The organism is Microcystis sp. M083S1 (assembly GCF_020246405.1).
GTDB lineage: Bacteria > Cyanobacteriota > Cyanobacteriia > Cyanobacteriales > Microcystaceae > Microcystis > Microcystis aeruginosa_C.
The window spans coordinates 1-23,354 of the sequence record NZ_JADBTB010000081.1 but is presented as its reverse complement, the minus strand read 5'-3'; the positions used below and the strand labels follow the sequence as shown (position 1 = coordinate 23,354).

28 protein-coding genes and 1 pseudogene are annotated in these 23,354 nt (G+C 44.7%); 19 read left to right on the top strand and 10 right to left on the bottom strand.

What is annotated here, in order from left to right; genetic code table 11:
- The first annotated feature begins 27 nt into the window (after nt 1-27).
- Both IM450_RS08010 and IM450_RS08005 read left to right on the top strand, forming a co-directional pair.
- Nucleotides 28-795: a creatininase family protein gene (locus IM450_RS08010; protein ID WP_002801074.1), complete on the top strand. Its 768-nt coding sequence runs from the start codon at nt 28-30 to the stop codon at nt 793-795.
- 69 nt (nt 796-864) lie between these two features.
- Nucleotides 865-1,629, top strand: a complete 765-nt coding sequence (locus IM450_RS08005) for a hypothetical protein (RefSeq protein WP_287665049.1) — start codon at nt 865-867, stop codon at nt 1,627-1,629.
- A gap of 29 nt (nt 1,630-1,658) precedes the next feature.
- Here IM450_RS08005 and glcD read toward each other — a convergent pair whose 3' ends face one another.
- Both glcD and IM450_RS07995 read right to left on the bottom strand, forming a co-directional pair.
- A complete protein-coding gene (gene glcD, locus IM450_RS08000; RefSeq protein ID WP_287665046.1) occupies nt 1,659-3,125 on the bottom strand; it encodes a glycolate oxidase subunit GlcD in 1,467 nt (488 codons plus the stop codon).
- Nucleotides 3,126-3,272: 147 nt separating this feature from the next.
- Nucleotides 3,273-3,824, bottom strand: coding sequence for a 2'-5' RNA ligase family protein (locus IM450_RS07995; protein WP_287665043.1), 552 nt, complete (start codon nt 3,822-3,824; stop codon nt 3,273-3,275).
- A gap of 160 nt (nt 3,825-3,984) precedes the next feature.
- Here IM450_RS07995 and IM450_RS07990 point away from each other — a divergent pair, with 160 nt between their 5' ends.
- The 11 genes from IM450_RS07990 (at nt 3,985) to rpmE (ending at nt 9,524) form a co-directional block, all read left to right on the top strand.
- The gene (locus tag IM450_RS07990; RefSeq protein WP_002736524.1) at nt 3,985-4,251 is read left to right on the top strand and encodes a YciI family protein; all 267 of its coding nucleotides are present in this window, start codon (nt 3,985-3,987) and stop codon (nt 4,249-4,251) included.
- A gap of 309 nt (nt 4,252-4,560) precedes the next feature.
- On the top strand, nt 4,561-4,791 hold the full coding sequence (gene infA / locus IM450_RS07985; protein WP_002737109.1) for a translation initiation factor IF-1: 231 nt from the start codon (nt 4,561-4,563) through the stop codon (nt 4,789-4,791).
- Nucleotides 4,792-4,918: 127 nt separating this feature from the next.
- Nucleotides 4,919-5,032, top strand: coding sequence for a 50S ribosomal protein L36 (gene rpmJ, locus IM450_RS07980; RefSeq protein WP_012593611.1), 114 nt, complete (start codon nt 4,919-4,921; stop codon nt 5,030-5,032).
- Between the two features lie 92 nt (nt 5,033-5,124).
- Nucleotides 5,125-5,508 (top strand): 30S ribosomal protein S13, encoded by a 384-nt coding sequence (gene rpsM / locus IM450_RS07975; protein ID WP_002735415.1) that lies wholly within the window; start codon nt 5,125-5,127, stop codon nt 5,506-5,508.
- A gap of 39 nt (nt 5,509-5,547) precedes the next feature.
- A complete protein-coding gene (gene rpsK, locus IM450_RS07970; protein WP_002735413.1) occupies nt 5,548-5,940 on the top strand; it encodes a 30S ribosomal protein S11 in 393 nt (130 codons plus the stop codon).
- 193 nt (nt 5,941-6,133) lie between these two features.
- On the top strand, nt 6,134-7,075 hold the full coding sequence (locus IM450_RS07965) for a DNA-directed RNA polymerase subunit alpha (RefSeq protein ID WP_002766101.1): 942 nt from the start codon (nt 6,134-6,136) through the stop codon (nt 7,073-7,075).
- Between the two features lie 21 nt (nt 7,076-7,096).
- Complete coding sequence (rplQ, locus tag IM450_RS07960; RefSeq protein WP_002801078.1) at nt 7,097-7,447, top strand: 50S ribosomal protein L17; 351 nt, start codon at nt 7,097-7,099, stop codon at nt 7,445-7,447.
- A 2-nt stretch (nt 7,448-7,449) separates the two neighbouring features.
- Complete coding sequence (gene truA / locus IM450_RS07955; protein ID WP_287665040.1) at nt 7,450-8,280, top strand: tRNA pseudouridine(38-40) synthase TruA; 831 nt, start codon at nt 7,450-7,452, stop codon at nt 8,278-8,280.
- Nucleotides 8,281-8,397: 117 nt separating this feature from the next.
- Nucleotides 8,398-8,853 (top strand): 50S ribosomal protein L13, encoded by a 456-nt coding sequence (rplM, locus tag IM450_RS07950; RefSeq protein ID WP_002735375.1) that lies wholly within the window; start codon nt 8,398-8,400, stop codon nt 8,851-8,853.
- Between the two features lie 4 nt (nt 8,854-8,857).
- Nucleotides 8,858-9,271: a 30S ribosomal protein S9 gene (gene rpsI / locus IM450_RS07945; protein WP_002737094.1), complete on the top strand. Its 414-nt coding sequence runs from the start codon at nt 8,858-8,860 to the stop codon at nt 9,269-9,271.
- A gap of 19 nt (nt 9,272-9,290) precedes the next feature.
- Nucleotides 9,291-9,524 carry a 50S ribosomal protein L31 gene (gene rpmE, locus IM450_RS07940; RefSeq protein ID WP_002801083.1) on the top strand — a complete coding sequence of 78 codons (234 nt, stop codon included), beginning with the start codon at nt 9,291-9,293 and terminating at the stop codon, nt 9,522-9,524.
- A 342-nt stretch (nt 9,525-9,866) separates the two neighbouring features.
- On the opposite strand, the pseudogene IM450_RS07935 reads toward rpmE, so the two are convergent.
- Nucleotides 9,867-10,316: pseudogene (locus IM450_RS07935) on the bottom strand (transposase); the annotation flags it as partial.
- Nucleotides 10,309-10,608: a transposase gene (locus IM450_RS07930; protein WP_069475083.1), complete on the bottom strand. Its 300-nt coding sequence runs from the start codon at nt 10,606-10,608 to the stop codon at nt 10,309-10,311. The gene IM450_RS07930 and the pseudogene IM450_RS07935, both read right to left, overlap by 8 nt.
- A 429-nt stretch (nt 10,609-11,037) precedes the next feature.
- On the opposite strand from IM450_RS07930, the gene IM450_RS07925 reads away from it, so the two are divergent.
- Nucleotides 11,038-12,168, top strand: coding sequence for a three-Cys-motif partner protein TcmP (locus IM450_RS07925; RefSeq protein WP_287665035.1), 1,131 nt, complete (start codon nt 11,038-11,040; stop codon nt 12,166-12,168).
- Here IM450_RS07925 and IM450_RS07920 read toward each other — a convergent pair.
- Together IM450_RS07920 and IM450_RS07915 are read right to left on the bottom strand one after the other, a co-directional pair.
- Nucleotides 12,158-12,934, bottom strand: a complete 777-nt coding sequence (locus IM450_RS07920; RefSeq protein WP_287665032.1) for a DUF5131 family protein — start codon at nt 12,932-12,934, stop codon at nt 12,158-12,160. The two genes, IM450_RS07925 and IM450_RS07920, sit on opposite strands and share 11 nt — an antisense overlap.
- 248 nt (nt 12,935-13,182) lie before the next feature.
- On the bottom strand, nt 13,183-14,124 hold the full coding sequence (locus IM450_RS07915; protein WP_287665028.1) for a hypothetical protein: 942 nt from the start codon (nt 14,122-14,124) through the stop codon (nt 13,183-13,185).
- Between the two features lie 90 nt (nt 14,125-14,214).
- Between IM450_RS07915 and IM450_RS07910 the strand changes: the two genes are divergently transcribed.
- Nucleotides 14,215-15,036, top strand: a complete 822-nt coding sequence (locus IM450_RS07910) for a nucleoside triphosphate hydrolase (protein ID WP_002801085.1) — start codon at nt 14,215-14,217, stop codon at nt 15,034-15,036.
- A 96-nt stretch (nt 15,037-15,132) separates the two neighbouring features.
- Here the strand turns inward: IM450_RS07910 and IM450_RS07905 are convergent, their stop codons facing one another.
- A complete protein-coding gene (locus IM450_RS07905; RefSeq protein WP_002735656.1) occupies nt 15,133-15,333 on the bottom strand; it encodes a hypothetical protein in 201 nt (66 codons plus the stop codon).
- Nucleotides 15,334-15,830: 497 nt separating this feature from the next.
- Here IM450_RS07905 and IM450_RS07900 point away from each other — a divergent pair, with 497 nt between their 5' ends.
- Nucleotides 15,831-16,784, top strand: a complete 954-nt coding sequence (locus tag IM450_RS07900; protein ID WP_287665025.1) for an ABC transporter ATP-binding protein — start codon at nt 15,831-15,833, stop codon at nt 16,782-16,784.
- A gap of 21 nt (nt 16,785-16,805) precedes the next feature.
- On the opposite strand, the gene IM450_RS07895 is transcribed toward IM450_RS07900, so the two are convergent.
- Entirely contained in the window at nt 16,806-17,555 is a 750-nt protein-coding gene (locus IM450_RS07895; RefSeq protein ID WP_287665022.1) for a tetratricopeptide repeat protein, read from the bottom strand.
- A gap of 44 nt (nt 17,556-17,599) precedes the next feature.
- Here IM450_RS07895 and nblB point away from each other — a divergent pair, with 44 nt between their 5' ends.
- Nucleotides 17,600-18,265: a phycobilisome degradation protein NblB gene (gene nblB / locus IM450_RS07890; protein ID WP_287665019.1), complete on the top strand. Its 666-nt coding sequence runs from the start codon at nt 17,600-17,602 to the stop codon at nt 18,263-18,265.
- A gap of 65 nt (nt 18,266-18,330) precedes the next feature.
- Entirely contained in the window at nt 18,331-19,422 is a 1,092-nt protein-coding gene (locus IM450_RS07885) for a tetratricopeptide repeat protein (protein WP_287665016.1), read from the top strand.
- 103 nt (nt 19,423-19,525) lie between these two features.
- On the opposite strand, the gene IM450_RS07880 is transcribed toward IM450_RS07885, so the two are convergent.
- Nucleotides 19,526-19,999 (bottom strand): DUF29 domain-containing protein, encoded by a 474-nt coding sequence (locus IM450_RS07880; protein ID WP_287665014.1) that lies wholly within the window; start codon nt 19,997-19,999, stop codon nt 19,526-19,528.
- Between the two features lie 100 nt (nt 20,000-20,099).
- Nucleotides 20,100-21,086 carry an RNA polymerase sigma factor, RpoD/SigA family gene (locus tag IM450_RS07875; protein ID WP_287665011.1) on the bottom strand — a complete coding sequence of 329 codons (987 nt, stop codon included), beginning with the start codon at nt 21,084-21,086 and terminating at the stop codon, nt 20,100-20,102.
- 702 nt (nt 21,087-21,788) lie between these two features.
- Here IM450_RS07875 and IM450_RS07870 point away from each other — a divergent pair.
- Nucleotides 21,789-23,213 (top strand): Ni/Fe hydrogenase subunit alpha, encoded by a 1,425-nt coding sequence (locus tag IM450_RS07870; RefSeq protein WP_002801096.1) that lies wholly within the window; start codon nt 21,789-21,791, stop codon nt 23,211-23,213.
- Nucleotides 23,214-23,354 lie beyond the last annotated feature (141 nt).

Here is a 23,354-nt window from a genome sequence, read left to right as displayed (position 1 = left end):
GCACTCGTTTTGGAAGGCTAGAGCCGAATGTTATTACAGTTATCTACCTGGTTAGAGGTGGAATCCTATCTAGAACAATCTCAGGGAATTATTATTCCCATTGGTTCCACGGAACAACACGGGCCGACGGGACTGATTGGTACAGATGCTCTATGTGCTGAGGCGATCGCTAAAGGAGTGGGGAAACAGGTAGGAGCAATGGTAGCACCTACCTTAAATGTCGGTATGGCCCTACATCACACGGCTTTCCCCGGTACAATTAGCCTTCGTCCTAGCACTTTGATTCAAGTCATCCTCGACTATGTGACTTGTTTAGCTAGAGCGGGTTTTCGTCAATTTTTCTTTATTAATGGTCACGGGGGCAATATTGCCACCCTAAAAGCCGCTTTTGCGGAAACCTATTATCATTTGGATTCCCTTAATTTGCCTAACACAAACGAGGTTAAATGTCAAGTTGCCAATTGGTTTATGGTGCGAGATGTTTATCTTTTAGCCAAAGAATTGTATGGAGATCAGGAGGGTTCCCACGCTACACCGAGCGAAGTGGCGTTAACTCAGTATCTTTACCCTGAGAGCCTTAAAAATGCCTTTTTATCGGAAAAAGTGGCTTCTGGTCATGGTATTTACGGTGCGGCTAATTTTCGCCAAAACTACCCCGATGGTCGTATGGGTTCCAATCCTGCTTTAGCCACTCCCGAACACGGTCAGAGGTTCTATGAATTAGCTGTGAAAGAATTGAGTAATAGTTATCTGGAATGGCTCTCTTGTCCTTTGTCTAAGTTGATTAGTGACTAGGCCTCCGAGACCCGGAATAATTTAACTGTAGCCCTAAAGATAAAACTTAAATATGCAAGGAGAAAATTGATGACTGCCACCACTGACAATAACTCCAATCAAGCTCTGGCTAGTTTGCGGGAAATACAAGAACTTGCCATCGCAATTACAGCCAAAAGCCTCAATCCCGCCATGCTAACGGTTGATTTCCTCAAATATTCGGGAATAGTTCCCCCCGACTGGGAATTAAATGGCCAGCCGGTACTCAATCCTAATTACGCTCAAGTTAATTTTCAAAATGGTATCAGCATCGTCGCCCAACCCCGGAAAATTACCTTTGTGGAGATAATTAACTCTCCCGATAGCCTGAACCTGAAACTGCCAGAAATTGTTGCTTTATATCTAGATAAACTCCCTTTAGCCGAATATCAAGCCCTGGGTATCGCGCCGAAAAGTATTGTTCCTTTCCCTAGTAGTCCCGATGCCGCTAAAAAATATATCACCGAAACTCTTCTCGCCCCCGGTCCCTGGCACAATTTCGGTAAGGCCCCCCTACAAGCCAGCATCAATCTAATTTATCAGTTAGAAACCTCTCAGCTATCCCTGGCGATTAACGAGGCAAAATTGCAATTACCCGATGGCAAAACCCTAGCGGCACTATTATTTGCCGGTAACTTTAACTATAATCTGGCCGAGGGTAGCGATCGATTAAATCTGCTCAAACAATATCTGGGACAATGGCAAAAAGACCTAGAGATTTTCCGAGAATTAGTCACTCAACGCTTTCTAGAAAGACAAGTCCAGGTTTTCCCCTCTAATATCAATCTGCCCCTAGGACCCCAAGGTGGACTGTAATCAGTAGTCAGTCAATACTTACCGATAACCTAAAACACATCCACCCCCCCAAACCCTTGTATTTTTGCATTAGCGGCTTCTCCACAGCTGCGCGGGGTGGGGAATAATTTCCCCGGGTTAGCTAAACCTTTGGGATTAAAACAGTCCCGCACATAGCCCATAGTTTCTAAGTCAATCTCGTTGAACATGGCGGGCATATAACAATTTTTATCGATGCCGATACCATGTTCGCCCGATAAACTGCCGCCAACCCGCACACAAAGTTTGAGAATTTCACCGCCTAATTCTTCCACTTCTTCCCAGGCCCCCTCTACCTTGTTATTGTAGAGAATCAACGGGTGTAAATTGCCATCCCCAGCGTGGAAAACATTGGCGATTTTATAACCGTATTTTTCACTTAAAGCCTTAATTTCCTGAAGAACATACACCAATTGAGTGCGGGGAATCACCCCATCTTGCACAAAATAATTAGGGCTAATTTTCCCCGCCGCCGCAAAAGCCGCTTTTCTGCCCTTCCAGAGTTTAAAGCGGGTTTCGGCATCATTAGCCGTGGTGATATTTCTCGCCCCATTTTGACGGCAAATCTCGGCAACCCGATGTTTATTCCTGGCTACTTCTACCCCTAAACCATCCAATTCCACTAATAAAACTGACTCGGCATCCCGGGGATAACAGCCGGTGGCCACCACATCCTCCACGGCGTTGATACTGAGATTATCCATAATCTCCATCCCCGCCGGAATCATTCCCGATTTAATAATATCCGCCACCGCTTGGCCCGCCGCCTCGATACTGGTAAAATCGGCCAGTAAAACACAGATAGACTCGGGAGTTTTCAGGATTCTTAGGGTGATTTCCGTGGCGATGCCTAAAGTTCCCTCGGAACCCACAAATAAACCGGTTAAGTCGTAGCCCGGTTGTTCTGGTACTGCCCCCCCCACATCGCTAATTGAACCATCGGGAAGGACGATTTTTAAGCCCATAACGTGATTGGTAGTCACACCGTATTTTAAACAGTGAACCCCGCCGGAATTTTCCGCCACATTACCGCCGATCGAGCAGATAATTTGACTAGAGGGATCCGGTGCGTAATAAAATCCCGCCCCGCTTACCGCTTGCGTCACCCAATTATTAATCACCCCGGGCTGTACCACCACCCTTTGATTATCTAAATCAACCCTGAGAATCTGATTCATCCGCGCCGTGACGATGAGAATCCCCTCTTCTAAGGGTAACGCCCCTCCCGATAAGCCCGTTCCTGCACCCCTCGCTACCCAGGCAATCTCGTTATCGTGACAGAGTTTCACCACCGCCGCAATTTCTGCGGTGCTGCGAGGCAGTACCACAAGAGCGGGTCTTTGTCTGTATCCTGTGATACCATCGCACTCGTAGGTTAATAATTCGTCTTTGCGACGGATGACTCCATCTTTACCGAGGATCGCTTCTAGCTGTTTGATCAGATTGGGGGAGATTTTCGGGGGATTTTTGAGTAACATAGGTTTCAGGGCGGCGGAGTCGCCATAAAATCGCTCTATAGGTTAAAATATCGTAAAAAAGCCAGAAATGAAGCTTTAAAAGCTGCTCTCTCCTATTTTAGCACTACAACCCCTTCCTCTGTAGATAGAAACCTGCAAGGGTCTGAATTATAGAGAAAATTGCCGATAAATTTCCCAGTGCTTGCCGTTATGAATTAGGAGGGTAATTTCATCGATTATCACCTCAAAAAATAGCTCTTGATCAGCATATTTTGACCAAGCTTTCCAGAAATTATCTTTAGTTAAATCTCGGAAGCCAACGGTTAAATGGGGCGAAAAAGCTCGGCTTTTTGAGGCATTATCGCTGATATTCAAGGAAGATTCTAGCTGCTGTAAAAGCCGTTTTTGTAGGGTTAATAATTCTGGGGTTTTCTGGACATTAATATAAATGACTCGCGGTTTAAAGGCGGCAAAATTCTGGAGAATTAGGGGAATAGGAGCGTGCAAGCCAGCAAATTCCTCTAAACATCTTTCTAAATCCGGTAATTGTCCTAAATTCCACCGGAAAGGGGGTTGGAGAGTGACGTGGGGAGGCGATTTCAGGGCGGCGCGACTATTGTAAATTTCTGCAAACTCTAACTTGATTTTTGTGGCAATTTCCTGTACTTCTGGCGGCGGCAAAAGTGCGATAAAAAATAGAGATCCCTGGGGTTGATTCATGGAAGCAAGCAAAGCTACAGAAATAAAGCTGTCACCTCGATTCTAGCAGTCTTCCACAACTCTAGCTAATTGTATATCTCTGTTATATTGCACCCTCGACGGCCAAGATTAATCGGTATAATTATATGATTGTTAATCAGTCCTAGCCTCCTGAGAATTTATGCCCTGGTTTGTCAAGATAGAAAAAGGCATTGTTGATAAAACTACCTTCGATCGCTATGTCAGCGCCCATAAGGACTATGTGCGTGATTTAATTAGCCAAGGACGAGCAGCAAAAACTGGTTATTGGGCAGAAAGGGGCGGCGGAATGTTATTATTTAAGGCCGATTCTCTTGAGGAAGCTCAAGCAATTATAGTTCGCGATCCTTTAATCGAGAATGGTTGTGTGGAATACGAACTCCATGAATGGCGAATTGTCGTCGAGTAATCTAGCTTTTCAGGGAACAGTGAACAGTAATCAGTAATCAGTGAAAAGACGGCAATGTTAAGCTGTTGATTATCTAAATATTACTCCCTAATACTGCCTAGTAGTGGGGAGATGGGGGTGGGGAGTGGGGAGTGCCGGAGATGAGAGTGGGGAGATGGGGAGCTTTTTGGCTGTGGACTGAAAACTCGCATCTGAGTTACTGATTACTGATCACTGATGACTGATAAGCTATACTGGGGGAATTGTGCTAACAGCACGGTTGCTGCTGCCGTTCGTTAAATTGTCTCTAGTGAAATTGAGGAATTAACTTTGTCTAAACAAGATCTGATTGAAATGGAAGGAACCGTCACCGAATCTTTGCCTAACGCCATGTTTAGGGTGGATTTAGATAACGGTTTCAACGTCTTAGCCCATATATCTGGCAAAATCCGCCGTAATTATATCAAAATCCTCCCTGGCGATCGAGTCAAAGTGGAACTGACCCCCTACGACCTAACCAAAGGCAGAATTACCTATCGCCTGAAAAATCAAAAAAAATAGCGATAAATAGGGGCAGAGAAGCCAAAAAGTCTAATAAGCGTCCAAATTTATTTTAAAAAAATAGGTGACACGGGTAAAAGAAATCTGATATAATAATAAGCTTGCAGTGTTGCCAGAATAGTTAGGCATGAAAGTTAGAGCGTCTGTCAAAAAAATGTGCGAAAAGTGCCGCGTCATCCGTCGGCGCGGTCGAGTCATGGTAATTTGTTCTAACCCCAAACACAAGCAGAGACAAGGTTAAACCACCAAAGTCACTGTCTTGGGGCAGAGAATCGTTACCGTTAATTGTAGTCGTTTTTGGAAAAAAATCGTTCATAGGGAGAAAGAAAAAGCGTGGCAAGGATAGCTGGTGTAGACCTACCTCGCGATAAGCGTGTGGAAATCGCCCTGACCTACCTCTACGGAGTGGGTCTATCGCGTTCCCAAGAAGTCTTATCTGCGACGGGTGTTAACCCTGACACTCGGGTCAAGGATCTCAGCGATGAAGACGTGGCGGCGCTACGGACTTATATCGAGACAAATTATCAAATCGAGGGGGATTTGAGACGCTGGGAGGCGATGAACATCAAACGCCTCGCCGATATCGGCACCTATCGAGGTCGTCGGCATCGGCTAGGATTACCCGTGCGCGGGCAACGGACGCGAACCAATGCGCGGACCCGTCGCGGTCGTCGGGTGACAGTGGCAGGGAAGAAAAAAGCCCCCTCCAAGAAATAATTTTTTATTCATTGCGATATCCCCCAATCAAGAAAAACTATGGCGCGACCAACCAAAAAAACCGGACCGAAAAAACAGAAGAAAAATATTCCTACCGGAGTCGCTCACATTCAATCGACCTTCAACAATACCATTGTCACGATCGCCGATACCAAAGGCGATGTGATCTCTTGGGCATCGGCGGGATCGAGTGGTTTTAAAGGAGCCAAAAAAGGAACCCCCTTCGCCGCCCAAACCGCCGCCGATAACGCCGCCCGCCGAGCAATCGAACAGGGAATGCGTCAACTAGAGGTGATGGTGAGCGGCCCCGGGGCAGGACGGGAAACCGCAATCCGGGCCCTGCAAGGAGCAGGATTAGAAATCACCCTGATCCGGGACGTGACCCCCATCCCCCACAATGGTTGTCGTCCTCCCAAACGCCGGAGAGTGTAAACAGTGAACAGCTTTTTCAGGTGACAGGGATCTTGAGGCCAGCAGCCGTTAGCTTTGAGCGCATCAGCAGGAGAATCCGGTCGTCAAAGACCATCTGATCAAAAAACTGAACGCTGAACGTTAAATGCTGAACGCTAGAGAAAACTGATAACTGATAACTGATAACTGATAACTGAACAAGGGAGGTCAATCGGTGGCGCAATTTCAAATCGAGTGTGTAGAAGCAAAAACTTACAAGAATCAGAGTCAGTACAGTAAGTTTGTACTAGAGCCTCTAGAAAGGGGCCAGGGTACGACCGTAGGTAATGCCCTGAGACGGATTCTCATTTCCAATCTGGAAGGGGCGGCCGTGACGGCCCTGCGGATCGCGGGAGTCAATCACGAATTTGCCACCGTCCAGGGAGTACGCGAGGACGTGATGGAACTCATGCTCAACATGAAAGAAATCATCCTGAAAAGCTACACCAATCAAACCCAGATCGGGCGTTTAGTGGCAACTGGGCCGGCGACAGTAGTGGCGGCACAATTCGATTTACCCTCAGAAATCGAGATAGTTGATCGCAATCAGTACGTCGCCACCCTAGCCGAAGGAGCCAAGCTAGAGATGGAATTTCGCGTGGAAAAAGGCAAAGGCTATCGGGCGATTGATCGCAGTAAAGAGGAGGCCACTTCGCTAGACTTTCTGCAAATCGACTCTATCTTTATGCCCGTAACCAAAGTCAACTACAGCGTCGAAGATATCCGTTCCGAAAGCGGTCAAGCTAGAGATCGTCTGCTCTTAGAAATTTGGACAAACGGGAGCATTAACCCCAAAGAAGCCCTTTCCCAAGCGGCCGATATGCTAGTTAATCTCTTTAACCCGCTCAAGGATCTCAACGCCCTCGAATCCTCCGGTAACTTTGACGACCAAGAGATCAACCAAGAAAACCAAATTCCGATCGAGGAACTACAATTATCCGTGCGCGCCTACAATTGCCTGAAGCGAGCGCAGATCAACACCGTAGCCGACCTCCTCGATTACAGCCAAGAAGATCTCTTAGAAATCAAAAACTTTGGGCAGAAATCGGCTGAAGAAGTCATTGAAGCCCTACAAAAACGGTTAGGCATCACCCTACCCCAAGAAAAAAGCAAGTAAACCCAATTCCAGGAAAATACCATGAGACATCGGTGTAAAGTGCCTCAATTGGGTCTGCCGGCTGACCAAAGAAAGGCACTGCTGCGCAGCTTGGCCACCCAGCTAATTCGCCACGGTCAGATCACCACCACCCTAGCGAAAGCGAAAGCGGTGCGAGCAGAGGTAGACCACATTATCACCCTAGCTAAAGACGGTTCCCTGAGCGCCCGTCGCCAAGCTATGGGCTACATCTACGATAAACAACTGGTTCACGCCCTCTTTGAAGGCGCACAAGCCCGTTATGGCAGTCGTAACGGCGGTTATACCCGGGTCGTGCGTACCCTGCGCCGTCGCGGGGATAATGCCCCCATGGCGATTATCGAACTGATGTAACGATGACAGCTTGCCCCCAGTCGCGGATCGCCCTAGTTATCCAGTATGTGGGAACTAATTTCCACGGCTGGCAACGGCAACCCCATCACAGGAGCGTGCAGGAAGAAATCGAGAAGGCTCTGGCCGATATTCTCGGTCATGCCGTCACTCTGCACGGGGCAGGACGTACCGATAGCGGTGTTCACGCCGCCGCCCAAGTTGCCCATTTCGAGCAGCAGAGTCCGATCCCACCCTCCCATTGGTCCAAGGTTCTCAATGCTCGGCTAGATGACGATATCGTCATTCGGGCCTCAGCCCGGGTTCCCGATCGCTGGCACGCCCGTTTCTCGGCCCTCTGGCGACGTTATCGTTACACCCTCTATACCGACCCCATCCCCAATCTCTTTGTTAGCCCCTTTAGTTGGCACTACTACCATCGTCCCCTCGATGCCGATTTGATGGCCAGGGCTTTACGGCCCCTATTGGGCAAGCACCATCTGGCCGCCTTTCACCGTGCTAACTCTAGTCGCGACCATTCCTGGGTAGAAGTACAGGGGGTGGAATGCTACCGTCAAGGGCCGTTTGTACAGATGGAAATCCAAGCCAATGGCTTTTTGTACGGGATGGTGCGCCTATTGGTGGGAATGTTGGTGGAGGTGGGAACTGGTGAGCGATCGCTAGAAAACTTTACCGACATCTGGGTCAATCAGCGCCGAGAATTGGTCAAATACGCCGCACCAGCTAAAGGACTATGTTTACTGCGGGTGGGTTACGCCGATTTTCCCTTTGCCGATAGCGTCTGGTGCGAGACTCAGCCTCTTTATTATTTCCGAGCAGAGGGGATAGGGGAATAGGGAGATAGGGAAATAGGGAAATAGGGGAATTCCAACTAAAACCCTAAAACTCTAACCCCCCAACACCCAGGTGGGCAATAAAAAAAATTAATTTTTGTAAACCAAGGCAAACTCACCATGAACAAAACACCTCTACCAAATTTAGAGACTCTAGAGCAGAAATGGTACGTCATCGATGCGGCCGATCAGCGTCTAGGTCGTCTGGCCACCGAAATCGCAATGATTCTACGGGGCAAAAATAAAGCCACCTTCACCCCCCATCTGGATACGGGGGATTTTGTCATTGTTATTAACGCCGAAAAAGTGACGGTGACGGGCAAAAAACGTCAACAGAAAGTTTATCGCCGCGACTCCGGCAGACCGGGTGGTATGAAGGTAGAAAGCTTCGATAAACTGCAAAAACGCATTCCCGAACGGATTATCGAACACGCTGTTAAGGGAATGCTCCCGAAAAATAGCTTAGGTCGGAAATTGTTCACGAAACTGAAAGTTTATGCCGGTGCGGAACATCCCCATCAGGCACAACAACCGGAAGTTTTAGCGATTAATACGATTCCCGCAGGAGGAAATTAAGTCAATGCAAGCCACGGACAGTAAAAATAAGGTAGTTTATTGGGGAACGGGACGACGCAAATCGGCGGTCGCTTCCGTGCGTCTGGTGCCGGGGACGGGGGCAATTACCGTTAACGGTCGCGATGGGGAAACCCATTTTAACCGCATTCCCACCTATATCCAGACGATTAAGGCTCCTCTGGAGACTTTGGGACTAGAAAACGAGTATGATATCATTGTTAAGGCCGAGGGCGGTGGTTTGACCGGTCAGGCGGATGCGGTGAAATTAGGTGTCGCTAGAGCTTTATGTCAATTGGCCCCGGAAAATCGTCCTCCCCTTAAGAGTGAAGGTTATCTGACTCGGGATCCCCGGGCGAAGGAACGGAAAAAATACGGTCTTCACAAAGCGCGCAAAGCGCCTCAATACTCGAAACGTTAGGTTAATAGAGAGGTTTATTATGCCGAAAAAAATTCATCCTACTTGGTATCCGGAAGCCAAGGTGATCTGTAATGGTGAACTGGTGATGACGGTGGGTTCGACAAAACCAGAAATTCATGTGGAGGTTTGGTCGGGTAATCATCCTTTTTATACGGGAACTCAGAAGATGATCGATACCGAGGGTCGGGTCGATCGCTTCTTGCGTAAGTACAAAATGGGTGATAAGTCAAGTAAAAAGGCCGAGCAGAAATAATTCTTTACTTTTGCCTTTTTGACCTGGTGGGGAGATTTTCCCGCCGGGTTTTTTGCTATCTTTAGGCTAGTACAGTCATTATAGAATCCATTTGGTATCTTAGGATACAGGCTCTCTTAGGTTTGGTGGGTAAAATGTATTTTAAGATACAGTATTGCTGGCGAGGGAGTGGAGGGAACCACAGAGACACAGAGGGCACAAAGATCGATCGATCATAGAGTAAGTTAAACTTATCACACAGAACCTAGAAGAGCCGGATACAGCTAATTGTCGTAGTAGAAGTCGAAGAAAACAGAGATGAATTTTGGTAGTGGAGTGTTCTAAAGTGCGCTCAAAATTTTTGACTAAAGATTTGCATCGTTCCATCCAAGAATTACTTCTTTCAATCACCCATCGAGTTTTTACAGGTACGAATCCTGATAAACCCTTCTCCGCTTTTTCGGTTTTTGACGGTTTTGGAGACAGTTCAAACTGAATTTTAGTCATTATCTCTGGATAGACCTTAACCAACTCTTTCTCTATTTTGTCAGGATGATAACCATTATCTAGAAGAATAGTCGTCTTAGACAGTTCCGACGGTTTTAACTTGAAATAGTCAATACCTAGAGTTAACAACTCAATCAATCCCTGGTCATCAGATAGGTTGGCGGGAGTACAATGAGCGAAAAAGGGAAAACCAAGACTATCCGTCCCTAGATGACGTTTAATTCCATTGGTGCACTTGTAGAAACAAAATCCTTTCGTCTCAACACTCGCATTACAGGTATTTTTGACGGCTTGAGAATCAATCATAATTAGATTCGTCCACAAGTTTTTTTTCTTGTTGTCGTAATCTGCGATGTAATTCTTCCATTATTTTTTGGATGATTCCCTGACTTCTCCACTGTTTATAATGCCAGAACACGGTGGAGTAGGGAGGGAAATCTTTCGTGAGGTCCCGCCAATTACCGCCATTTTTGAGTTGATAGAAAATCCCATCTAAAATCTGTCGTTTTGTCCATTTCGGGGGGCCAGTCAATTTCTTCTTTGGCAATAGCGGTTCTACGATAGACCACTCTTCATTCGTCATACTACTTGAGTACATTTTGGCTTACTCCAAAGTATCGATTTTCGGGGACGACTAGACGGTGGCGCATTCACTGACGGGGTTCAGACCAAAGTATTGCCGTTAAACAGGCTACAGACTCTCTTCCCTGAAACCTATAGTGGACAAGGTTTTCGCTTCACCTTTTCAGCCTAGCATCTACATTATAAAAGATACCAAATGGGTTCTATAAAACCGTTGTTCCCGCTAATCCTCTCGTACAGATGAAGATTACTGTTAAAACCATCGGTTCTCTCCTGCGCGGTAACGCTTTAGCTCCTTAAAATCAATTGATAACCAGAAAACCCAATCTCCCCATGGCGGTGGTTGGGTTTTCTTTTGGGTTGTTTCATCTCCTATCTTCTCTAATTTAAAAAAAAATAAGGTATGTTATACTAAATCCGTTGATTATAGGCTACATATTAGGATATGACTAAAAATTCCTTCTTCAATGAGCAAAAAGAACAGTCCTTGATCAAAGCTAGGATTGTTGAGAAATATTTCTGGGCTTGGGCAAAAGTTATAATTTCAAAAGTTAAGGGATCGTCTTCAGTCCAGAAAATCGCTTATGTTGACCTTTTTGCTGGTGCAGGACGATATAAAGATGGCTCAAAATCAACCCCAGTAAAAGTTCTAGAAACTGCCATCGCAGATCCAGATATGCGAAATATGCTGGTGTCGATCTTTAACGATGCCGATGTCGAAAAAGTTAATTCTCTTCAACAAGCTATAGATTCAATTCCGGGCATAGAAAATTTAAAATACCGCCCTCAAATATCAAAATATGAGGTTGGAGAGGACATAGTTAAAACCTTCCAAAGCATGAAATTAGTTCCCACTTTATTTTTTGTTGATCCTTGGGGTTACAAGGGACTATCTCTTCAACTTGTTAATTCGGTCGTCAAAGATTGGGGTTGTGATTGCATCTTCTTCTTCAATTACAATCGCATCAACATGGGTTTAAATAATGATGCAGTCAAAGAACACATAAATGCGCTATTCGGACAAGTAGGAGCAGATCAACTCCGCAAACGATTGAAAACATTTACACTTACTCCACAAGAGCGTGAGTTAACCGTTGTAGAATATATCTGTGAAGCCTTGAAAGAAATGGGGGGTAAATATGTTCTTCCATTTCGTTTCAGACATGAAATGGGAAATCGTACTAGCCATCACCTAATTTTTGTAAGCAAGCATCCTAAAGGCTATGAAATTATGAAAGAGATAATGGCTAAAGAGAGTTCTGAACAGACGCAGGGCGTACCATCTTTTGAGTATAATCCTGCAACTCTTCAACAACCATTACTCTTTGAGCTAACCAGTCCTCTTGATCAACTGGAATCTATGTTGTTGGACAATTTTTCAGGTAAAACTATGACGATGGCAGAGATTTACGACCAGCATCATCCGGGAAAACCGTACATTAAAAAGAATTACAAAACTGCCCTTAGCAATCTTGAATCTCAAGGAAAAATCACAGTACATTCACCCGAGGACAAAAAACGGCGAAAAGGAACGTTTGCGGATGATTTAAAGGTTACATTTCCAGTTAAGCAATAAGCTCTAATTTTTCTGAACGCCTCGCTGATTTAAGTGGGACACTTCCCCATGTTTGGATATGCTGATTCCAGGCATTAGGCATCTCGTCCCAGATTTTATCATCAAGTAATCTACCCCCTGCTTTCGGTGTCCTTCCCCCAACTTGTTTGAAAAAAAATGCTACCCCTGAATTTTGACATTGATCGCGGATATCCCTTGCCCAGTCAAGTTTCATCTGGCGATGTTTTTGCCCGGATTCTCCGCCGACAATAACCCAATCAATGCCAGTTAAATTAAGTTCTAGGGGTCCTAAAAGTGGCTCACATGAAATGAAACGCACTGAAACAGGCACTGTCCGAAGATATTCAATCCGATCTATGTGGTTTTGGTTCTCGACAGATACACCTAGCCAAATGTTTTCTGGAAAATCTAATTTAGACGCTAAATCACCTAAACGGCTTTGTCGCTTTGTTAGAATCTGATATATATGCCAAGGTGTTGAATGAATAACTGAGAAAACTTGTCTGATAAAGTCGAGAGGCACATCATCATGAAAAAGGTCACTCATTGAGTTGACAAAAACTCGACTGGGAGTGCGCCAACGTAAGGGTTCTTCCAATCTTTCTGGATGCAAAGTTAAGCTGAATCCATTGGGAAAGTTTTTGGGAAAACGCTGTGTAATAGCTTCGGCATAACAATGCAGACAGCCAGTGCTAATTTTATCGCACCCGGTTGTTGGATTCCACGTTTTATCAGTCCACTCAATACCAGTGTTTATACTAGACATATTTTAACTCCACAATCTATATCTATGACAGACGCTACCTGCCGATAATTAGCAATTTACTTGTACTATATCATTGTTTGACAAGTACAATTGTCGCCGCACTCACTTTCTACATTACGCAATCGTCAATGAGTTGCGGTGTACACAAAATATTACATCGTTTAACGAAAACAACAGGCGCTTACAGCCGGTGCTATGAAATCTAAGCGATGATCGCCTCACCTCAAATCTAGAGAACTAAGGCTCTTTTAGTACCATAATTCCGGAATCAGGTCATAATAACCAGCTTGGGTCGGTGGGTAAATACCCGCTTCGATTTTTTGGATAATAGTCGGCCAAGCTTGCCTAAAAGCGGCAGAGCGCTCGTTGGGGTGCAGAGTCCAACCCTTGGCATTGGTGAGAGTGGCGCGATAATAGTTGCTTTGTTCTAGGGAGCGAGAAACCATAATTTCCCAAGAGTCGAGTTTTCCTTTGCCGGTCAAAATATTGCCCCAAGCTTTTAAACCATCGGGTAAGTGATCGAGAAAGGTATTTTTATAAGAGCGCCAGAGGGGGGTCATCGGTAAAAGGCGATCATAGCGACGACAATTAAGTAGATAGGCACGACTGCCAAAAAATTTAAATTGATAGAATCCGTCGGGATTTTTCGTGCAAGGATGGGGAGAATAAATCGTACCATCGGGCCGCGGTGGACCGGACAAAGGACGCACAAACATCATTTCTGGATGGGTTTCCATTAACTCGATCCCTTCGCGGATCCAACTGTAATCCGGTTCTTGGTAGAGCATCATGTCACTGTCATAATGGACCATATAATCACTGCGACAGGACTCGATTTTGAAGATTGAGCCAAAAATCGGATAACCTTTGTAGTTATGGGTGGAACGGAGGGGACTGCCGAAATGCTTTTGATAGATACGCTGACGATAGCTGGGATCGTAGTTAAAATCCACTAGGCGATCGATTATGCCATCTTTAACTAATTTTTCGCCACAGGCTCTTAATTCCTCCATTGTACCCAGTCCGGGGCGATTAACCTTTTCCCCGCTTAAAGGGGCCGTATCAATAGCGAGTACCTTTTCCTGGAAGGGAAACTGACTCATTTTGACTAGATGAGGGATAGTATTCATCATAAACCAGACATCGGTTCGCGCCGTAAAAAACCAGAGCGAACAACTTGGCAATCCCATTTTGTATAAACCTCACTTTTGTTTGGGTCTTAAATGGGATACATTATAGGGGAATCTTAGCGACAAGTTGACACAATTCTTTATTAACCTATGACTATAGCCATCGATCGCCTACCCCAATCTTGGCAGGATTTAACCCATCGTTTAACTTATAAGTATTTTCAGATCCGCATTGATACACCCAAGGACCCCTATAAAATCCTCTTTCGTCCCCAACCCTATCAGGTTTTATTTATCCTTAGCCATATGCGATCGGGTTCGTCTTTATTGACCCATATCCTCAATTCTAATCCCGAAATTATCGGTTTTGGCGAAACTCATCTGGTTTATGAGAGTGAACAGGATTTTAAAACTTTAATGTTTAAACTCTACTGGCGTTTGAAAGATTTAAACATGAATCATAAATATATTTTAGATAAAGTTCTTCACGATCAGAAGTTTTTAGATCATAGTTTTTTACAATCTGATCCAGTTAAAACCATATTTTTACTACGAGAACCGCGGCGCACTTTAGCTAGTATTTTAGATATTAAACCCCATCAAAATGAGCAGCACGCCCTGGGTTATTATACTGGTCGTTTAGCCACCTTAGAAAGTTATGCTCGATTAATTAACAGCAAAGAAAAGAGTTTATTTATCACCCACGATCAAGTATTAAACCAAAGTCAATTGGTCTTTAATAGTTTACAGAGTCATCTCGATACTAAAACGGGATTTTCTGAAGAATATCGAGTTTTAAACACTACTGGCAGCCGTGGTATAGGAGATTCTTCCGAGAATATCAAAGCGGGTAAAATTATCAAACAAGCCAGAAAATTAGATATAGAAATTTCCGACGATGTTTTAACCCAAGCCCAAAAAGCCTACGAGCGATGCTACGAAACCCTCAGCCATTATTGTCATTGTATCTAAGCTGAATTGGGGATTAGCAATAGCCTTGATTCTCTCCTCCGAGTCCTAAGAAAATCCCCCTAACTCAACTCTAAGTTAATCATTTAAAAGGTCTGATTAGCCTTCAATATTAGCAATTGTAAAGCCCATCTGACACTCGTAGAGATTGGGCTGTTGGCTGCCCCCTTTACCCAAGGAGTGACCACAGCCTAGTTTACCCTCTCGCCACCGGGGTTGCCCCTGCTGGTTGGCTAAAAGACAGCCCTGACACACAGAACCCGTATCGAGAATGTGTTCGTCGGTTAAAATCACTAACATGACGTTCACCCCCATTGATCTCCGATCATTCTTGTCTCCATTGTAAGAGGTTTTTTCTAAGATGTAGTGCCGCGCTATACAGTCCGCTACTTTTTGGCTTTTTTTTGCCTGGAATCTTCTTATACAAGGTATTTACCGATCAATTATGAATGGTCAGAAGATGAGGCCGCTCTTCTAGGTTCTGTGTGAGGATGTTATAATATTAATACAGAATAGGAGGTGGGTTATGTGGATAAATTTTGATCAACTCCTCGATTTACCAAATGTAACAGTGGTCAATTATCAAAAAATTGATGAGACAATTTAATCTGTTTGCTTGCTTTAATTGATAACAAAAAGTAACAGAGGAAAACCAGAAGAACCGATATTAAGGCTCAAACAATTTAACAACAACCATGAAAACCCTGACGCGTATTACCTTTAATCTGGAAGTCATGGGAGATAAACCCTGTATTCGTGATTAGCGAGTCACCGTGAGAACCTAACTAAAAAACTTTATGAACCCACCAGAATTAGCCATTGCTACCGTTGGTTTAACCAAACAATTTGACCGCCATGGGGCTGTTAATCAAGTGGATTTACAGATTGAAGCGGGGGAAGTTTACGGGTTAATCGGTCCAAATGGAGCGGGAAAAACCACTTTAATTAGGATGTTAGCGGCAGCAGAAGAACCGACAACCGGAGAAATATATCTGCACGGAGAACGTCTTTTAAGAGATGAGAGTAATCCCCGTCTCAAAAGAAATTTAGGTTATCTACCCGATAATTTTCCCCTCTACGATGACTTAAATGTCTGGAATTATCTTGATTATTTTGCCCGTCTTTATCATATCCCGCGCTCCCAACGTCATCGCCGCATTTATGAAGTTCTAGAACTGGTACAATTAACCAATAAAAGCCATAATTTGATCGCTACTTTGTCCCGGGGAATGAAACAACGTTTAAGTTTAGCCCGAACGATTATCCATGAACCTTTAATTTTACTTCTCGATGAACCAGTTTCTGGATTAGACCCGATCGCTCGCCTACAATTTCGTGAGATTATTAAAGTCTTACAATCGGCCGGTATGACTATTTTAATTTCCTCCCATGTCCTTAGTGATTTAGCGGAACTTTGTAGTTCTGTGGGCATCATGGAATTAGGTTATCTAGTGGAAAGTACCTCTTTAGAGGAATTAAATCAACGTCTAGCTGGTCAATACTTGCAGATCACGACTCTAGGCAATTTAGAAGCCTTAGAAACCGCTCTTAAACAATGTGTTTTTGTGGAAAGTTGGCAAAGAATTATTAATACTAATACTCTCAGGGTTAGATTTACGGGAACCCTAGAAGATAGTGCCGAATTGTTGAAATCTTTAGTCGTTTCCGGCCTGACCTTAAGCGAGTTTTATACTTGCCGCGAAGATTTAGAAACTATTTTCCTAAAACTGGGACATCGACAGGCATCCTAAGGGGAAATAATAATTTTCAATCTAGGATAGTAACTTTTCGACTAATTTAATTTGCTCCTGACTAAAACCAGCTTCCTTCAGATGTGCCAGAAACCATTTTTGGCGATAACGACCGTCTAAATCCCTAGCCTTTTTGTAGGTATCCCGCGCTTTTTTACTATCACCTTGGTCTAAATAAATCATTGCCAAAGCCACAAGAGGATGGGGATTATTTGGCTCTAATTTAACTGCTTTTTTAGCGTTAGTAATAGCTGAATTAAAATCTTTTAAGCGATGATAGGCGAGGGATAAATTATAGTAGGCGATTTCATTATCGGGTTTTAAATTAGCGGCTTTAGTATGAGTGACTACGGCTTTTTCAAGATGACCCGCCACTAGATAAACAATACCCAAAGCATTATAAGCAGCCACATGATCGGGAGCAATTTTAATCGTTTCTTCGAGGGTTGTTTGTGCCGCTAAAGGTTGTTTAGCTAGGTGTTGTGTCCATCCTAAAATTACTCTCCCGTCTAGATGATTGGGGTTTAACTGTACCGATTTTTTTAAAGCTTCAATACTTTTGATAAAATCTCCCTGTTGACGATACTGTAATCCCAATTGACGATAACGATTAGCAGCTTTAATGTCCGATGCGGAAATAATCGGACTGGGAGAAGGAGAAACGATTATCTTAGCCGTCGGTTCTTTTTTAGGGGGAGAGGGAGGACTACAGCCCCAAAAAACCGGGGAACTAAACATGATCAAAATAGTCAGGAGTCGATAACTATTCATGGGACAATTAATACCAGTCCAATTGTTAAGGGTGTCATCAAATTATGAATTATTCCCCTGAATCCGTGCAACGGCTGCTCGATTCCAATGATTATGGCGATCGCTTATCGGGAGTTAATCAACTGCGTTATTTAGCCCCAGAAATCGCCTTCGAGATGTTACAGCCTTTAATTAACGATAGTAACGCTAGGGTGCGTTATTCGGCGGTAAGTCAGCTAGATATCCTCGGTCGTCAGAATCTTGATCTGGCCTTAACTATTCTGCGCGATCGCTTGTTAAATGATCCCGAAGCAGACGTGAAAGCAGCCGCGGCCGATGCGATCGGGGGGTTAAAATTAACGGCAGCCTACGATGATCTGGTGGCCGTCTATCAACAATCCTCCGACTGGTTAATTCAATTTAGCATTGTGGCCGCTTTGGGCGAATTGGGGGAACCCCGGGGCTTTGAACTGCTCGAAATCGCCCTAAACTCCGATAATGAATTGGTAAAAACGGCCGCCGTTAGTGCTTTTGGGGAACTAGGCGACCCTCGCGCCGTCTCTTTACTTGTTCCCTTGGCTAATGATGATGACTGGCAACTGCGCTATCGTCTCGCTCAAGCTTTAGGCCGCTTAGGGGGGGAAGATGCGATCGCTGTTTTGACCCAGTTAACCAGCGATAAAAGCGCCCAAGTTGCCCAAGAGGCCCGCAATAATCTCGTTCAAGGGTGATGCAGAATGGTTGATTTTTGTCAATAGCATTTACAATAAATTTTAATTAAGAATCGTTAACAAAGATGAAACAATTTACCCGTTTAATCTTGCTCGTCGGTCTTCTCGCGGGGGGCTGTTTCTCCCCCTCGATTGCGATCGCTGATAATCCGGCGGGGGCAATCGTGAGCAGGAATTCACAGGTTAACGAACTACTGCGTCAAGCGCGGCAATTGGTCAGAAATGGCAATTATGGGGAAGCTATAGCCGTTTACGAGCAGGCTGCCGCCCTTGATGGCAATAATGCCAAAATTTTCTCCGGGATCGGCTTTTTACAAACGCGGCAAGGGGATTATAACGCCGCCGCCCAAGCATACCAAAAAGCTTTAAGTCTCGATCCGAGTAATCCCGACTTTTTCCATGCTCTCGGTTATAGTTTGGCTAATATCGGCGATTATGACAATGCCGCCACCGCTTACTATTACGCTATCCAAATAGAACCGAAAAACGTCCAACACTACCTCGGTTTAGGGGTGGTATTATTACGGCAAAAAAACTATGCAAAAGCGGGCGAAGTTTACCAATGGGTTTTAGCTCTCGACCCCAATAATCAGCAAGCCCACGAAATCATGGGCAAAGCCTTGATCGAACAGAATAAAAGCACCGAAGCCCTCGATTTTCTCCAAAAATCCCTGCAAAGATTCCCTAACAATAGTGAATTAAGATTGCAACTGGCCAGCCTTTTGCTCAAACAGGGCGATTTAAATGGCGGAACCCAGATTTTAAAAGAAATAGAACGACAAAGTGCAGGAAATTTTTTAATTCAGCTAAAAATAGGTATTTTACTCGAAAAACAAGAGCGTTTTGACGAGGCTCTCCCCTTTTATCGTCGGGCTGTTTTCCTGCAACCCCAATCTTTGGAAGCACAAGCGGGAATCGGTCGCATCCATCTGGCCAGAAAAGATTATCTTGCAGCAATTATCGCCTATCAAGATTTGGCCGAAATCGCCCCCAATAACGCCGATGTCTATCTTAATCTCGGTCGGGCCTACGCGGGCCGGGGACGAAAAAGAGAAGCGGAGGAAGCTTTTAAGCAAGCGCGAGCGGTTTATGTGCTGAAAAATAATCAATCCGGCCTGGAGGAAGTGGATGCCCTGCTGAAGAAGTTGCTTGAGTAAAACCAGATCAGTGATCAGTGATCAGATTTGAGTTTTCAGATTTGAGTTTTCAGTTCACTGATGACTGTTTAGCGATCAAGGAGTAATTTAGATAGTCAATAGTTTATTCCCAATCGATTGGCAGCCATTGATTATCTAAAACCTGTTCGAGATTAAAAATTATCTGACTAGGTAAACCGCCGGGGGATAAACCCATTTTTTTCCGGACGGCCTCTAAAGCTGTATGGTAGGATGGCTCAAAAATCTCCCGAAGATAGGGCTTTAAACTAGGGCTATCCTCCAGTAAATCTTGAATTTCTGCCCGAAAATTATTGATTTCTCCATTCCAATGATTGCCATTCCGGTCTCTTTCCGATTGCCAGTAAGTTAATTTGAGTAAATGTTCTAGGAGACGAGTTAAAAGACTTTTGAGCGCGTGTCTTTCACTTCTCCCCATCGATTCAATCTCCTCAATTAAGTTGTCTAAATCCACCTCGGCAAACCGGCCTTTTTTTAATTGTTCTGCCGTGGTTTTTAGCCAGAGATAAAAATCTTCTTCGTATAATGTTAGGGTCGCTGTTTCTGTCGATCTAGTCATGACGGAACTGCCACAGGTGAAAACTAATCGGGATTCTATATTAATTAAACCGAAAAAAAAGAGAGCTTGCGCTCTCCTTCTGGGTTATTTGCTAATTTTACTAACTAGCGACAATATATTCCTTGACATTAGCCCGGCGACGGCGTAAATGAGCCAGGGCCTGGTGTTCTAATTGTCGCACTCGTTCCCGACTGATGTTCATTCTCTGACCAATTTTGGCTAGGGATAACTCCTTGCCATCGGTTAAACCGAAACGGAGAGTAATCACTTCCCGTTGTTGGGGGGTTAATTCGGCCAGGAGATTGGCTAAGTCTTGCCGTAATAACTCTTGGGTGATGAAGGTATCGGGAGAAACTCCGCTATCTTCTAATAATTCCGACAATTCCGTATCTTGGTTATCGCCGACGCGCACATCAAGGGAGATGGGTTGACGGGCCATACTGAGATATTCGCGGATTTGAGCGGGTTCTAGCTCTAATTCCAGGCCAATCTCGGCAGGAGTGGCACTTCTCCCCAGTTTTTGGGCGAGTTCGCGCTGGGTTCTTTTGATTTTATTCAGTTTTTCGGTGATATGGATGGGTAAACGAATGGTGCGGGCCTGTTGAGCGATCGCACGGGTAATCGCTTGCCGAATCCACCAGTAGGCATAGGTAGAAAATTTATAACCTTTGGTGGGATCAAATTTCTCTACACCTCTTTCTAATCCCAGACTACCCTCTTGAATTAGATCTAGGAATTCCATGTTCCGCTTTTGATATTTTTTGGCGATCGCAACCACCAAGCGGAGGTTAGCTTCAATCATTTTCCGTTTAGCTCGATCGCCGGTTTTCAAGGCGCGATCCAGTTCATTTTCGCTTAAATTCACCGAATCCGCCCACTCCAAGCGATCTGGTTCCCGTCCTAATTGCTTCGATAGTGCTTCTTTCGCTTCTAACAGGCTCATCATCCGTTGGACTTGTTTGCCGTAAATAATTTCTTGTTCGTGAGTTAGGAGGGGAACTCGCCCAATTTCGTGCAGATAGGTACGCACCATATCGGCATTGAGGGTGGGCTGTGATTGAGTTTGGTTGGTTTTTGCGGTGGGCATTGGTTTGGTGGTGACTCCTTGACACAGAAAAAGTCTGTTACTATTCCGACTCGCGGGTGAGTCTGGCTTATCTGAAGTCGGTATGAGTTTGATCGGAATTTCTTTGATTGTATCCTGCGCTTTTAGACGCGGGCAATCCCCTAAAGGTTCAAAGTTAATTCATTCTTTGGTATGATGTTAAGTTTATGCTTTTTTCTCAACATCCAGAACAAAAGTATTATAGTGTAGGACTATCAACTACAATCGCTTGTTTTTGGGTCGCTTTTTCCTGAATCCTCGGTAGTGCCTCTGATACTGTTAGGTAAGATTACAAAACAAAAAGGTGATTTTCCCGATTAGCTGTAAACAATCTGGCCGACTTTCGACCTTTTCGCCCTCAGCTTTGAGAGCAAAGCAGAACCAAGCTGAAAACTGACAGCCGAGAACCGACTTCTATATATATAATGACCGATCAACACCAGCAAAGGGAGATGTAATCATTGCGGATTTCCGAACTATTTTCTGTAGTATTTGCTACAAAATGCCAAATTAGCCGCGATTGAGAATCGGGAAAAATTGTTATAAAAATTAGGATTGCTAGGGGGGTAATAACTATCATAGAGACAGCAGGGCGGAGATCGGGATAAATTATCGTTGAAACCAAGCTCGATCGCACTCTCCACAATACCGTTCTGTGGAACTCCTGAACAATGAGGACTTACTATGACTAAAACCGTCGTTATCGATCCCGTCACCCGGATCGAAGGCCATGCCAAGATCTCGATTTTCCTTGACGATGGGGGGGAAGTGGATGACGTGCGTTTTCATGTGGTCGAGTATCGCGGTTTCGAGAAATTCTGCGAGGGACGGCCGATGTGGGAGATGGCGGGAATTACTGCCCGAATTTGCGGGATTTGCCCCGTTAGTCACCTACTTTGTGCCGCCAAAACCGGTGATAAAATTCTAGCGGTGCAAATCCCCCCCGCGGGGGAAAAACTGCGGCGCTTGATGAATTTGGGACAGTTAACCCAATCCCATGCTTTAAGCTTTTTCCATCTTAGCAGTCCCGATTTTCTGCTTGGTTGGGAAAGTGATCCCGCCAAACGGAATATTTTCGGTTTAATCGCGGCCGATCCCGACCTAGCGCGAGCGGGTATCCGTTTACGTCAATTTGGACAGAAAGTTATCGAACTTTTGGGGGCGAAAAAAATTCACCCCGCTTGGTCTGTCCCGGGAGGTGTGCGTTCTCCCCTGAGCGAAGAAGGGCGACAATGGATTAAAGAACGACTGCCGGAGTCTAAAGCGACTCTTTACACGGCTTTAAACCTGTTTAAAGGACTTCTAGACAATTTAACCACAGAAATCGCCGCTTTTGGTAATTTCCCTTCCCTGTTTATGGGATTGGTCGGTAAACGGGACGAGTGGGAACACTACGGCGGTCATATTCGTTTTACCGATAGTCAAGGCAATATTGTGGCCGATAACCTGAGCGAAGACAATTATCGCGATTATATCGGCGAATCAGTGGAAAAATGGTCTTATTTAAAGTTTCCCTACTATAAACCCCTCGGTTATCCCAACGGTATCTATCGGGTTGGTCCGTTGGCACGGTTAAATGTTTGTTCCCATTTTGGCACGGAGGGAGCGGATATCGAGTTACGCGAATATCGCCATCGGGTCGGTGGTGTAGCGACGTCTTCTTTTTACTATCATTATGCCCGTTTAGTGGAGATTTTAGGCTGTTTAGAGCGTATCGAACTTTTAATCGACGATCCCGATATAGTTTCTCAACGCTGCCGGGCCGAAGCGGGAATTAATAATCTGCAAGGGGTGGGAGTTAGTGAAGCGCCCCGGGGTACTTTATTCCATGATTATAAAGTGGATGAAAATGGTTTAATTGAAACGGTGAATTTAATTATTGCCACGGGTAATAATAATTTGGCCATGAATCAAACGGTGAAACAAATCGCCCAACATTATATCCATGGTGGCGAAATTCCCGAAGCGATGTTAAACCGGGTGGAAGCGGGTATTCGTTGCTATGATCCCTGTTTAAGTTGTTCCACTCACGCGATGGGACAAATGCCGCTACAGCTAGAGTTAGTTAATGCAGCCGGTGAGGTGATTAATACTCGACAAAGGGGTTAATTAGGGTTTGCTGAATAAATCTAAAAATCTTGTTGGATAAGGTTTTTAGACTTTTTTTCTCTCAAAAATTGCCGACCATTGGAGTGATTGGGGGGAAAATTCAGGTACTTTTTCCCTGAAAATTAGGTAGTTGACCACCTG